Source organism: Ensifer sp. B1-9 (genome assembly GCF_050474445.1).
Classification (GTDB): Bacteria; Pseudomonadota; Alphaproteobacteria; order Rhizobiales; family Rhizobiaceae; genus Ensifer.
On the sequence record NZ_JBCHVG010000011.1, the window covers coordinates 114,967 to 127,667 of the forward strand.

Genomic DNA, 12,701 nt, shown 5'->3' on the forward strand with positions numbered 1-12,701 from the left:
TTTCGCCCCTGAATCGTGGTTCCCTGATAGTATGGAGCGGTGCAGGCGACGCGGCCGGTGCTGCAGAAAAACAAGGAGTTGGCGTATCATGCCCATGACACCAGGCGACATCGAAGACATGATCAAGGCCGGGATTCCCGGTGCCAAGGTCACGATCCGCGATCTGGCCGGTGACGGCGACCACTATGCCGCCGAAGTCGTGGCCGAAGCGTTTCGCGGCAAGACCCGCGTGCAGCAGCACCAGATGGTCTACAATGCGCTCAAGGGCAACATGGGGGGCGTTCTGCACGCCCTCGCCCTGCAGACGAGCGCGCCGGAGTGAGCCGGCATGGCTGATCTGATCAAGGAACTTGTCAGCGGAGTCGTCGACAGCGCGCTGAAGGAAATCCTCAAGAAGACCGGCGTCAAGCGGACTTCGACCAAGCGGACAAAGCGCCGGGCACGGACAACCTCGTCCGCCGGCGGGGGCATCCTCGGGGATATCCTCGAGGCGGCCATTCGCAAACCGGCCAAGAAACAGGTCAGCCGTCGTCGAACGGCTGCGGCCCGCAGCAAGACCCGGCGCCGCACCGCTTGACTACCGCATGGTTCCTTAGTTCGTAGGCGATTTAAGGAAAAAACATGCAGCAAATCACGACCTTTGCGCGTCTGATAAGACGCGCGGCGCCGTAGTGGTAATAAAACCACATCTTGAGGACCATCAATATTTGTTGCGATTGGGTGGTGAAAATCACCGATATGCATGCTATCTAAGACCCAATCGATATCCGGCCCTTGAAGCCGGCGCAGGAAGGAAGACAAGATGAGCGGAATTCACGAATTCATCGACAACGAAGTCAAGACGAACGATGTGGTACTCTTCATGAAGGGTACGCCGCAGTTCCCTCAGTGTGGCTTCTCCGGTCAGGTGGTCCAGATTCTCGATTACATCGGCGTCGACTACAAGGGCATCAACGTGCTCGCCGATGCGGACCTGCGTCAGGGCATCAAGGATTACTCCAATTGGCCGACGATTCCGCAGCTCTATGTCAAGGGCGAATTCGTCGGCGGTTGCGACATCGTGCGTGAAATGTTCCAGGCCGGCGAGCTGCAGTCGCACCTCGAGGCACAGGGCATTGCCGTCAAGGGCGCCGTCGCCTGATCTAAGGACGCCTCGTCCCGATCCATCGGAGAAGGCGGGCAACCGCCTTTTTTGATTCCGGCCGTACTTACGGATTGCCTAATTTTTGTTGTTCTTCTGAAGGCCTTGCGCGTGCGGTTCGCGCAGGTGCCACCAAGATACGTTCAGAGCGTGCTTCCTTCATGAACGCATTCCAGCGTTCGAATGTGGAGCGAAGGGCCGGAGATCCGGCCTGTCATGAATCGGTTGCGATCGTTCGGCATAAGCTGCCTGCAGGGGTTCTCGCCTCGCCCTTTGGCGCCGGAAAACCCTGTCCCTGCCGCCCGACGCTTCCCATGCTTCATGCCGGCCTGGTCCGTGCGGTTTCAGATCGCCCCGGCCGCCCCCGCTCGAGATTTGAAAAGCCAGTCGGCATGACGCCAGCCGGCATTCTTCTTTCCGGATCTGCTCCGGACCAACCTGTTCCGCTCGCGCCCCGTGCGCCGTTAGGACTTTTTGAAAATGACAAGCACGACCAACGACGACGCCCTGCCGGGCCTCAGCAAATCTCAGTTCATCGCGCTGATGGCGATGCTGATGGCGACCAACGCGATCTCGATCGACATCATGCTGCCCGGTCTGCAGCAGATCGGCGCCAGCCTTGGCGTCGCCTCTGAAAATGAGCGGCAATACATCATCACCGCCTATCTGCTCGGCATGGGCGTGGCGCAGCTATTTTTCGGCCCCCTTTCGGACCGCTTCGGGCGCAAGCCGTCGCTTCTCGCCGGCCTCATTCTCTACGCCGTCTGTGCGTTGGCGATCGCGATCGTGCCGAGCTTCGGCCTCCTGCTGGCGCTGCGCTTCGTACAGGGCGCTGGCGCTGCGGCCACGCGCGTGATCACCATCTCGATCGTCCGTGACGTCTATGGCGGCCGGCAGATGGCAGAGGTGATGTCGCTGGTCATGATGGTCTTCATGATCGTGCCGGTCATCGCCCCCTCGATCGGCCAGCTCATCATCAGCCTTGCCGAGTGGCACATGATCTTCGTCGTCGTCGCGCTCTATGCGGTGATGAACATTGCGATCGTCTCCTCAAAACTCGGCGAGACGCTCGATCCGGCCCATCGCCGCGATTTTACGCCGTCGGTCATCCTCAGCGGATTCCGCATCGTGCTGACGAACCGGCTGTCGCTGCTCTATACGCTTGCGACCTCCGTCATTCTCGGCGCGCTTTTCGGCTTCATCAATTCGGCGCAGCAGGTGCTCGTCGGTGTCTACGACCTTGGCGTGTGGTTTCCGCTTGTCTTCGCGGCATTTGCCAGTATGATGGCGGTCGCTTCCTTCACCAATTCCCGCCTTGTTCGCCGCTTCGGCATGCGGCCGCTGTCCCATGCGGCGCTCATCGGCTTCACGCTGGCGAGTTTCGTCTGGATGTCGGCCTCGCTCTATGCGCCGCTGCCCTTCCCGGTCTTCGTGGTCCTCTACTGCGCCACGATGTTCCAGTTCGGGCTGATCGCGCCGAACTTCAACGCCATGGCCATGGAGCCGCTCGGCCACGTTGCCGGCACGGCCTCCTCGGTACTCGGTTTCATGCAGACGATCGGAGGAAGCGTGATCGGCGCTTTCATCGGCCAGTTGTTCGATGGAACGGCGACACCTCTTGCCACCGGCTACTTCACCGTCGCCGTAATCGGCCTCGTTTTCGTTTTCATCGCCGAAGGCGGCAAGCTCTTCAAACCACACCATCAGCCGGCCGGCTGATCGCTACAGCGAGGCGTGTCTCGTCAGACTCGAAAAGATCGCTGTAGCACCTTGAAATTCTGCATGTTTTGTCCTCATCAGGGACGGTTCCAGGAAACATGCAGTCGAGCCGGTCAGTCTTTTCCAAGCCAGTCTTTTCCAAGATTGAATTTGCGGGTTTCCCAATGTCCACCATCACCAATCGATCCGAACATATCGACGGAGTTTCCGGGGCAGAGCGCCTCAACATGGGCCTCTTCGAATTCATCATCACCATCGCCGTCATGACGGCGAGTGTTGCGATCGCCATCGACAGCATGCTGCCGGCGCTGCCGGCCATCGGCCAGTCCTTGAACGTCGCCAGCACCAACGACAGCCAACTGGTGATCGGTGTCTTCTTCCTCGGCTTCGGCATTTCGCAGATCTTCTTCGGCAGTCTTTCCGATGCCTTCGGCCGCCGCAAGGTGCTGCTCGGCGGCCTCGCCTTCTTCACCGCGTCGATGTTTGCGGCGGCCCTCACCGAAAGCTTCGAGACGCTGCTTACCCTGCGCTTCATCCAGGGCATCGGTGCTGCCGCAATCCGCATCACCACCATGGCGATCGTGCGCGACTGCTTCGGCGGCCGCGAGATGGCGCGCGTCATGTCCTATGTCATGATCGTCTTCATGATCGTGCCGATCGTCGCGCCCTCGATCGGCCAGCTCGTGATCTTCTATGCCAACTGGCACTGGATCTTCATCCTGATCGGCGTCATCGGCGCGGTCCTGTTCGTCTGGGCCCTGTCCCGCATGAAGGAGTCCTTGCCCCGCGAAGAGCGCATGCCGCTCTCTGTCGGCGCCGTCGCCTCGGGTTTCAAGACCGTCCTTACCAACCGCATCACCTGCGGCTACATGATCGGCATGACGCTCTTCACCGCAGTCATCTGCGCCTACATCGTCACGGTTCAGCAGATCTTCGGCGAGGTCTACGGCCTCGGTGACTGGCTGCCGATCGCCTTCGCCGGCACGGCGGGCGGTATTGCGGTCGCGAACTTCGCCAACGGCTTCTTCGTCCGCAGCTTCGGCATGCGCCGCATCTCGCACGTCGCGATGATCCTCTTCACGCTGATCTCGGTCGCAGGCTTCGTGATGTCGCTCTCCGGCACGCCGGCCTTCGTCGTCAGCTACCTGATGTTCTCGGTGCTCTTGATGTTCTTTGCGGTGATTGCAACGAACTTCACCGCGATCAGCCTGGAACCGATGGGGCACCTCGCCGGTACGGCGACGGCGATCACCGGCTTCGTCTCCACCACGGGCGGAGCTTTGATCGGCGGCGCCGTCGGCCAGCTCTTCAACGGCACGCTGCAGCCGCTCCTCGGCGGTTTCGCGCTCTTCGGCATCCTGACGATCCTGGCGACGCTGTGGGCGGAGAAGGGCAAGCTCTTCACCCATCCCGGCGACAAGGATGTCGCCATGGATCACGGTGGCGGCCATATGTAATTGCAGCGCCGCGCGTCTCTTGAGACGGGCGAAGACCGCTGTAGTCGCCGCATGACATGAAAAGGCCCGCCCGGAGCGATCCCGGCGGGCCCTTTGTTTCAACATTGCTGTTGAAATCAGACCGTGAAGACCTCGCGGCGAAGTATCTCCCAGCTTTCCTTGTCAGTCGCGAGCAGCAGTCCGCCGTTGAGATGCGCCGGCAGGTAGGGCGATCCGTCAAAGCGGGCGGCATAGGCACCGGCCTCCTGCGAGATCAAGGTTCCCGCCAGGTGATCCCAGGGCATCAGCTTCTGATACATCAGGAAGTGAATGTGACCGGCGGCGAAGATGCGATACTCGTGGGCGGCGCAGCGGTAGCTGGTGGCCATGCGGACCTTCGCCATATTGGCCATGACTTCGCGCCGTGCTTCCTGCTTGTAAAAGCCTGTCGACGCAACCCCGACCATGGCTTCGAGCGGCACGCCGGCCGTGACCGAGAGACGCTCCTGCGATCCATCCGGACGGCACATCCAGGCGCCCGAGCCTTTCTCGGCGATCACCCAGTCGTTGCCGAGCGGATCGTAGATGATGCCGGCGACCGTCTCACCCCTGGAGACGACGCTTGCCATCACGCCAAAGAGCGGCAGGCCAGCGGCGAAGTTGAAGGTGCCGTCGATCGGGTCGACAACCACGGCGAGATCGGCATCGGCGAGCTTGTCGAGCAGGGCCGGATCGGCCGCGACCGATTCCTCGCCGACGAACAGAGCGCCCGGCGCCACCTCTTGGATGCGCGACTTCATCAGCCGCTCGGCGGCCTCGTCGCCTTCGGTCACGAGATCGATCGCTTCCGACTTAATCCGGACATCGTCTGCCCCGAGATTGCGGAACCGCGGCAGGATCTCTTTGACTGCCGCCTCCTGCATGAGGTTGGCAAGGCCGGCGATATCGACGGAATGGCTCATTCTTTGGGCTCCGGAGCGAGGGACAGGAAATCGAACAGCTTGGGATCGAGCAGATGCGACGGGTTCACATGGCCGAGTGCGCGCAGCATCGTGTCCTTGCGGCCGGGCATGCGTCGCTCGATGTCGGCGAGCATCGCCTTCATCGCGTTGCGCTCGAGGCCGTCCTGCGAGCCGCAGAGGTCGCAGGGGATGATCGGAAACTCCATGGCGGTCGCGAACTTGGCGAGATCGTCCTCGGCCGCATAGGCGAGCGGCCGAAGCACCATCAGGTCGCCCTCGTCATTGAGAAGCTTTGCCGGCATCGAGGCGAGCCTGCCGCCGTGGAAGAGGTTCATGAAGAAGGTTTCGAGGATGTCTTCGCGGTGGTGGCCGAGCACCAGCGCGTCACAACCCTCCTCCCGGGCGATGCGGTAAAGGTTGCCGCGGCGCAGCCGCGAACAGAGCGAGCAGTAGGTGGCCCCCGTCGGCACCTTCTCCTTCACGATCGAATAGGTGTCGCGGTACTCGATGCGATGCTTGACGCCGATCGACTGCAGATATTCCGGCAGGATATGCTTCGGGAAGTTCGGCTGCCCTTGGTCGAGATTGCAGGCGATGAGTTCCACCGGCAGCAGCCCGCGCCATTGCAGGTCCATCAAAAGCGCCAGCAGGCTGTAGCTGTCCTTGCCGCCGGAAAGGCCGATCAGCCAGCGCTTCGCCCCCTTCAGCATGCCGAAATCGTCGAGCGCCTGGCGGGTCTGGCGAAGGAGCCGCTTGCGCAGCTTGTTGAACGAGACGGAGGACGGCATGCGGCCGAAAAGCGGATGCGTGCCGGCGTCGATCTCGCCCTCATCGAAAGCGGTTTCGGCCTGGTCTTGCGACGCGTTGAGCGAAAGGTCCATGGCGGGGATCCTGTGCGGCAGGCACGGGCGCAACCGGCGCCCGGCAAATCTTGGGCCTGCACTTGCCCGCTCCGGCCGTCAAGATCAAGGGAAATCGGCCGGATGAAGCGACTGACGGCGACGGAGCGGGTTCTAGGGCCCGAAGACCGACCAGCCGGTGCGCGCCGCGAGCATTTCGAGCGCCAGTGAGCCGAGCAGCGAATTGCCGTTTTCGTTGAGGCCCGGCGACCAGACGGCAACGGACGCTTTGCCCGGTGCTACCGCCAGAATGCCGCCGCCGACGCCGCTCTTTCCGGGCAGGCCGACGCGATAGGCGAAATCACCCGAGCCGTCATAGTGGCCGCAGGTCAGCATCAGCGCGTTGATACGTCGTGCCCGCTGGCGCGAGACGACGTTGTGACCTGTCAGCGGATTGCTGCCGCCGGCCGCCAGAAACAGGCCGGCCTTGGCCAACTGGCTGCACGTCATCGCCAGGGCGCAATGGTGGAAGTAGACGCCGAGCACGTGGTCGACCGGATGGTCGAGCTTGCCGAAGGAGCGCATGAAATTGGCGAGCGCGACGTTCCTGAAGCCAGTGGCCGTCTCCGAACGCGCCACTTCGTGGTCGATGACGATCTGGTCGTCGTCGGCCAGATAGCGGACGAACTGCACGATCTCGCCGATCAGCTCCCGCGGCGTGTGACCGGCGAGGATCAGGTCGCTGATGGTAATGGCGCCGGCATTGATGAAGGGATTGCGCGGCTTTCCGCCTTCCTGCTCGAGCTGGACGATCGAATTGAACGCCGAGCCGGACGGTTCGCGGCCGACACGGTGCCAGATGTTCTCGCCGTGCTTGCCGAGCGCCAGCGTCAGCGTGAAGACCTTGGAGACGCTCTGGATCGAAAACGGCACTTCCGCGTCGCCGACCCGATGCACCTTGCCATCGGTCGTTACGATCGCCATACCGAAATGCTTGGGGTCGACGCGCGCGAGCTGCGGGATGTAGTCGGCAACCTTGCCCTGGCCGAACCTTGGGCTCAGCTCCTGATGGATATCCTCAATGATCGCCTGCAGGTCCTGCGGCATGTTCTGCTCGGGCATCCGGGTTCCTCTCACTGCATCGCGTTCGGATCGAAGCGACGAAACCGCTGAGACATCGGAGGGCGGCGGTTACCTCCGAAATAGGACAGCAGCATCTGACAGTGATCGCCGCCGACAAAAAAACCGCCCGTTTCCGGGCGGTTTTCGAAACGTCACAAGGCGTAAGCCCCGGATTAACGCGAATAGAATTCGACGACCAGGTGCGGTTCCATGACGACCGGGTACGGAACGTCGGAGAGAACCGGAACGCGGACATAGGTCGCAACCATCTTGTTGTGGTCGGCTTCGATGTAGTCCGGAACGTCACGTTCAGCGAGCGAAACCGATTCCAGAACGGTCACGAGCTGCTTGGACTTTTCCTTGACTTCGATGACGTCGCCCGGCTTGCAGCGGTAGGAACCGATGTTGACGCGGACACCGTTGACCTTGACGTGGCCGTGGTTGACGAACTGACGGGCAGCGAAGACCGTCGGAACGAACTTGGCGCGGTAGACGATCGCGTCGAGGCGCGACTCGAGGAGGCCGATCAGGTTTTCCGGGGTGTCGCCCTTGCGGCGGGAAGCTTCAGCGAAGATCGCGCGGAACTGCTTCTCGCGGATGTCGCCGTAGTAGCCCTTCAGTTTCTGCTTGGCGCGCAGCTGTACACCGAAGTCCGAGAGCTTGGACTTGCGGCGCTGGCCGTGCTGGCCCGGGCCGTATTCGCGGCGGTTGACCGGGGACTTCGGACGACCCCAGATGTTTTCGCCCATACGGCGGTCAATTTTGTACTTGGACGATTCGCGCTTGCTCATCGCATTTCCTTTCAAATAGTTACACCGGTCTGTTTCCAAACCGGATCAAGGAAACACGCCCTCCTCTGAACCCATTTTCGGGGTTCTGACAGGTTTCTCACGATCACGCTGACGGAGAAACCACGGGACATGTCAAATGAAACACCGGACATTTCTGCCCGGCGTTGGGGCGGCTTTAGTGGGTCCGGCCCCTCTTGTCAAACGAAATCGTGGCAACCGGCATTCGTTCAAGCCGGATCAACAGCGTCTGCCCGCTCCAGCGACACGAGCAGTTTCCGGAGGAGCTCAGCCAAGGTGGCGCGGTCCTCCTTGCTCAGCCCTTCGAGATACCGCGCTTCGCTGGTCATATCCGCACGAATCGCCGCTTCCGCAAGCGCCATTCCCTTCTCGGTCAGTCCGACGACGCTGCTGCGGCCATCGGAGGCTGAGCGCTCGCGCACGATCAGCCCGGCCTTCTGCAGCCGGTCGAGCCGGTGCGTGAGCCCGCCCGAGGAAATCATTAGAAACGTATAGAGATCGGTCGGCGTCAGCCGGTAGGGCGGACCGGATCGTCTCAGCGTGGAGATCACGTCGAACTCGCCCCGGTCGAGGCCGAAGGCGGCGAAGGTCTCCTCGATCGACGGACGCACCAGATTGGAGAGCCGGTAGGCCCGCCCCAGGATCGTCATGGGCTCGGTGTCGAGATCGGGCAATTCCCGCGCCCACTGCGCCTGCAAGCGGTCGACATGATCCCTCGCCTCGTTCCCGTTCTGCATCGCTCACCCCGGCATCCCATCAACATATCTTGACGAGAAGATAGTTTGAATAATATCTTCTTGTGAAGATAGTTCATCCGCAGCAGGAAGCCAACCCGGCCGGAGATGGAGGCCAACATGTTTCATGTCATTCCGCGTGCAGAGCAGAAGCAGAGCCCCAACCGGACGATCCTGTTTGAAGGCGGGCAATACGGCACCCCGATTTCGCTGTTCCTGATGGACGCGGAGCCAGGCCAAGGGCCGGCCCTTCACGTGCATCCCTATCCGGAAACCTGGATCGTCCACTCCGGCGAAGCGGAGTTCACCGTCGGCACACAAAAGATCATGGGCAAGGCCGGCGACATCATCGTCGTCGATCCGGAGACGCCGCACCGTTTCGTCAATACCGGCACCAGCCGGTTGCAGATGACTTGCATCCATGCGTCCGACAGGGTCATTCAAAGCTGGCTCTAGCGCTTGCCGTCGGCGTTGCGCCGACGCCCCAAGAACGAGATAGCGCGGGGTTACTCGGCGGCCGTGGCTGTCGCATTCGCCATATCGGGCCCGTTCGCGTCGCCCGGCGCGGTTTCGCTGCCGAGATCCGGAAAGGCAACGATCCGTTTGCCGGAAAAATCCGCATGGACGACGATCAGCCCGTGCTCTTCGAAATAGCCGAGCAGACGGCGCGCGCGACGGGCCGAATGCGTGCCGTAGGCGCGCGCAATCATCGCGTCCGAAGGACATGGCAGCCCGCGGACAGCAGCCTGCGCCATCATCAGGAACACGGCCTGAAGATCCTCCGTCACACGATCGGCGAGCTGTAGGGCCTGCGTCCAGGTCTCGGTCGCTGCCGTCTCCGCGTCGACACCCGAACGCGCCACCGCCATCTTGCGGCGGAAGGCGCTGAGGGAAAGTGCTGCTCCGGACGGCAGGCGGCGTATGCGGCAGCGCACCAGGAAATCCTGGAACAGTTCCGCATCGGGCCGGAAGGCTGCCTCGGGATTGGCGAGAATTTCCGTAAAGACGCTGTCGAGCAGGTTCTCTTTCTCTTCGGCGGTCAATTCCGGCTGAGCCGGCTTCGGCTCGATCGGGGTCGCCGCTTCCGGTCGCGGACGTGACAATTCTGCGAGGATGTCGGTCGTCGGACGCGGCGGTGCAACCGTGCGGCGCATGATCGGTCGCGTCAACTCGTCCGGATCCGGGGTGAAGATCAGATCTTCGACGTCCTGCGGCGCCTCCGGCAGCGGCATGAGCTTCGGACTTGTCGAACGGGCCGACGTCTCGACCGTACCGATCGTCACCTTGAGCGGGCGGCGCGACAGCGCAGGGCCGAGTGCCACGAAGGAGCCACGCTTCAGGTCGCGGAACATTTCCGCCGTGCGCCGGTCCATGCCGAGCAGATCGGCCGCGCGCAGCATGTCGATGTCGAGGAAGGTACGGCCCATCAGGAAGTTGGAGGCTTCCGCCGCCACGTTCTTGGCAAGCTTCGCCAGGCGCTGCGTGGCGATCACGCCGGCGAGCCCGCGCTTACGGCCGCGACACATGAGGTTGGTCATGGCGCCGAGCGAGATCTTGCGCACCTCTTCCGTAACGTCGCCGGCAACCGAGGGCGCGAACATCTGGGCCTCGTCGACGACGACGAGAACCGGATACCAATATTCGCGATCCGCATCGAACATCGCGTTCAGGAAAACGCCGGCATTGCGCATCTGCTGCTCGATATCGAGGCCTTCCAGCGACAGCACGCAGGAAACGCGGTGCTGGCGGATGCGGGTGGCAATGCCGATCAGTTCCGCATCGGTCCGCTCGCCCTCGACGACCACATGGCCGAACTTGTCGGCAAGCGTGACGAAATCGCCTTCGGGATCGATGATGCACTGCTGCACCCAGGGCGCCGATTGCTCCAGCAACCGCCGCAACAGGTGCGACTTGCCCGAGCCGGAATTGCCCTGCACCAGGAGACGGGTGGCCAGAAGCTCCTCGATATCGAGCGAGGCCGAGGTCCCTTCGGACGTCGTTCCCATATCGATGCCGACCTTCATTTCCACCCCTTCGCGCTACGCTCGCGCATTTCCGGACGCAAAATCGCTGCTCACGTTTGAAATGCTCTGGACTGATTCGCGGTCATATGGAGACCGCCGATCAGGCGACACCTAGCACGGTTTCCCGGAAAATCGTGCCGCCGACACAGAAAACCCACAGGGAATACGCGCGTGAAAATCGCTACTCGCGATCCTCTTCTAGCTGATCGCTTCGACCGGCCCTACCCGCTCGTCAACGGTAGCATTCGGCATCACCGTCAGGCCGAAGCCCTGCATCAGCCGCCGCGTCGCAAAATCCGGCTTGGCCGAGGTGAAGATCGCCGGGTCCTGGCCGTTCAGCGGTTCGAAACCGTTTGGCAGCGGTACCAGCGACCGTGCCCGCCGGGCAATCGCTTCCGCCGGGTCCAGCCAGTCGACCGGCCAGGGTGCAAGCCGGCGGAAGACGTTCGCCATGAAGGGGTAGTGCGTGCAGGCGAGCACGACGATATCGGTCTTCTTGCCGTCCATCTCGACGAAACACGGGGCGATTTCGGCAAGCACCGTCTCGTCGTCCAGCTTCTCGCCGCGGATATAGGCCTCTGCCATCTTGGCGAGGTTCTCCGAGCCGACGAGGCGCACGTGGCACTGGCTGGCAAAGGACTGGATGAGATCGCGCGTATAGGCGCGCTTGACGGTACCCGGCGTCGCCAGCACCGAAACGAGCCCGGAACGCGTGCGCTCGGCCGCCGGCTTGATCGCAGGCACCGTGCCGACGAAGGTCATCTGCGGATAGGCTGCGCGCAGATCGGCGCCGACGAGCGTGAAGGCGGTGTTGCAGGCGATCACGCAGATTTCCGGATCATGCTCGGCAAGCAGCCGTCCGAACAGTGCGATCACTCTTTCCTTCAGCGCCGCCTCTTCCCAGCCGCCATAGGGAAATCCGGCGTCGTCGGCAATATAGATGAAATGCCGCTCGGGCATCAGCACCCTTGCTTCGCGCAGCACGGTCAAGCCGCCGATGCCGCTGTCGAAGACGAGGATGGGTTTCAGTTCACTCGCTGTCACCGTTGTCCCGCGCTTTCCTGCCGTGCTCGCCCCTGCTGTGGTCACTCGGAGCGCCGGAGCCGCGCGGGTTTTCCCGCGTGAACCGGTCGAGCGAAGAGATGACGCCGCGCAGCACCTGGATTTCCGATTCGGTAAAGGATGGTCTGGTCAGAACGGCGCGCAGGTTCTCGACCAATTTCGGCTTTTTGTCGGCGGAGCGGAAATAGTTGCGCGCATCGAGTGCATCCTCGATATGGTCGAAGAGGCCCTGCAGATGTTCCTTGGTCGCCGGTCGCTGCTCGATCGCCTGGAACGAGGTCTGGTCCTCCGATTCCATGCCGGTCTTCATCCACTCGTAGGACATCAGCAGCACGGCCTGGGCGAGGTTGAGCGACGCGAAGGCCGGATTGACCGGAAAGGTCACGATCTCGTCGGCAAGCGCGACTTCCTCGTTGGTAAGTCCGGTGCGCTCGCGCCCGAAGACGATCCCGATCTTTTCGCCGCCGTTGAAGCGTTGGCGAAGCGTGCGCGCGGCAACGATCGGCGAGCGCACCGGCTTGTAGCCGTCGCGGTCGCGGGCCGTCGTCGCATAGACGAAATTGAGGTCGGCAATCGCCTCTTCGAGCGAACCGTAAAGCTTGGCCGCGTCGATGACATGATCGGCGCGGCTCGCGGCAGAACGCGCCTTTTCGCTCGGCCAGCCATCGCGCGGATTGACAAGCCGAAGCTCGGCCAGGCCGAAATTCGCCATCGCGCGGGCGACCATGCCAATGTTTTCGCCGAGCTGCGGATAGGCGAGAATGATGGCCGGTCCTTCCGCCAGAAGTTCGCGCTCGCTGTTCGTGCCTGCCATTTCCTTAGCCTTTGCTCTCGTTCGGCGCTTCCCTTGCAC

14 protein-coding genes are annotated in these 12,701 nt (G+C 62.3%); 6 read left to right on the forward strand and 8 right to left on the reverse strand.

Translation table 11 applies throughout. The features are described from left to right. Positions 1-88: 88 nt before the first annotated feature. The 5 genes from ACQ5BM_RS21170 (at position 89) to ACQ5BM_RS21190 (ending at position 4,317) form a co-directional block, all read left to right on the forward strand. Positions 89-322 (forward strand): BolA family protein, encoded by a 234-nt coding sequence (locus ACQ5BM_RS21170; protein ID WP_057248940.1) that lies wholly within the window; start codon positions 89-91, stop codon positions 320-322. Between the two features lie 6 nt (positions 323-328). After that, positions 329-577, forward strand: coding sequence for a hypothetical protein (locus ACQ5BM_RS21175; RefSeq protein ID WP_173516618.1), 249 nt, complete (start codon positions 329-331; stop codon positions 575-577). A gap of 225 nt (positions 578-802) precedes the next feature. Further along, positions 803-1,141: a Grx4 family monothiol glutaredoxin gene (grxD, locus tag ACQ5BM_RS21180; RefSeq protein WP_173516619.1), complete on the forward strand. Its 339-nt coding sequence runs from the start codon at positions 803-805 to the stop codon at positions 1,139-1,141. A 480-nt stretch (positions 1,142-1,621) separates the two neighbouring features. After that, a complete protein-coding gene (locus tag ACQ5BM_RS21185; RefSeq protein WP_429815485.1) occupies positions 1,622-2,860 on the forward strand; it encodes a multidrug effflux MFS transporter in 1,239 nt (412 codons plus the stop codon). A gap of 164 nt (positions 2,861-3,024) precedes the next feature. Next, the gene (locus tag ACQ5BM_RS21190; RefSeq protein WP_429815488.1) at positions 3,025-4,317 is read left to right on the forward strand and encodes a multidrug effflux MFS transporter; all 1,293 of its coding nucleotides are present in this window, start codon (positions 3,025-3,027) and stop codon (positions 4,315-4,317) included. A 116-nt stretch (positions 4,318-4,433) separates the two neighbouring features. Here ACQ5BM_RS21190 and ACQ5BM_RS21195 read toward each other — a convergent pair whose 3' ends face one another. From ACQ5BM_RS21195 to ACQ5BM_RS21215, 5 genes are all read right to left on the reverse strand, one after another. Continuing rightward, a complete protein-coding gene (locus ACQ5BM_RS21195) occupies positions 4,434-5,258 on the reverse strand; it encodes an inositol monophosphatase family protein (protein WP_429815491.1) in 825 nt (274 codons plus the stop codon). After that, positions 5,255-6,139 (reverse strand): tRNA 2-thiocytidine(32) synthetase TtcA, encoded by an 885-nt coding sequence (gene ttcA / locus ACQ5BM_RS21200; RefSeq protein WP_429815494.1) that lies wholly within the window; start codon positions 6,137-6,139, stop codon positions 5,255-5,257. Before ttcA ends, ACQ5BM_RS21195 begins: the two co-directional genes overlap by 4 nt. 132 nt (positions 6,140-6,271) lie before the next feature. Next, complete coding sequence (locus tag ACQ5BM_RS21205) at positions 6,272-7,219, reverse strand: glutaminase (protein WP_429815496.1); 948 nt, start codon at positions 7,217-7,219, stop codon at positions 6,272-6,274. A gap of 173 nt (positions 7,220-7,392) precedes the next feature. After that, complete coding sequence (gene rpsD, locus ACQ5BM_RS21210) at positions 7,393-8,010, reverse strand: 30S ribosomal protein S4 (RefSeq protein WP_429815498.1); 618 nt, start codon at positions 8,008-8,010, stop codon at positions 7,393-7,395. 227 nt (positions 8,011-8,237) lie between these two features. Then, entirely contained in the window at positions 8,238-8,765 is a 528-nt protein-coding gene (locus tag ACQ5BM_RS21215; RefSeq protein WP_429815500.1) for a MarR family winged helix-turn-helix transcriptional regulator, read from the reverse strand. A gap of 117 nt (positions 8,766-8,882) precedes the next feature. Here ACQ5BM_RS21215 and ACQ5BM_RS21220 point away from each other — a divergent pair, with 117 nt between their 5' ends. Continuing rightward, on the forward strand, positions 8,883-9,218 hold the full coding sequence (locus ACQ5BM_RS21220; protein WP_429815502.1) for a cupin domain-containing protein: 336 nt from the start codon (positions 8,883-8,885) through the stop codon (positions 9,216-9,218). A 50-nt stretch (positions 9,219-9,268) separates the two neighbouring features. Here the strand turns inward: ACQ5BM_RS21220 and ACQ5BM_RS21225 are convergent, their stop codons facing one another. The 3 genes from ACQ5BM_RS21225 to ACQ5BM_RS21235 all read right to left on the reverse strand — a co-directional run bounded on the left by ACQ5BM_RS21225 (position 9,269) and on the right by ACQ5BM_RS21235 (position 12,662). After that, positions 9,269-10,786: a helicase HerA domain-containing protein gene (locus ACQ5BM_RS21225; protein ID WP_429815505.1), complete on the reverse strand. Its 1,518-nt coding sequence runs from the start codon at positions 10,784-10,786 to the stop codon at positions 9,269-9,271. A gap of 198 nt (positions 10,787-10,984) precedes the next feature. After that, entirely contained in the window at positions 10,985-11,830 is an 846-nt protein-coding gene (gene murI, locus ACQ5BM_RS21230) for a glutamate racemase (protein WP_429815507.1), read from the reverse strand. Next, positions 11,817-12,662 (reverse strand): RNA methyltransferase, encoded by an 846-nt coding sequence (locus tag ACQ5BM_RS21235; protein ID WP_429815509.1) that lies wholly within the window; start codon positions 12,660-12,662, stop codon positions 11,817-11,819. The genes murI and ACQ5BM_RS21235 overlap by 14 nt, the downstream gene beginning before the upstream one ends. Between the last annotated feature and the right edge of the window lie 39 nt (positions 12,663-12,701).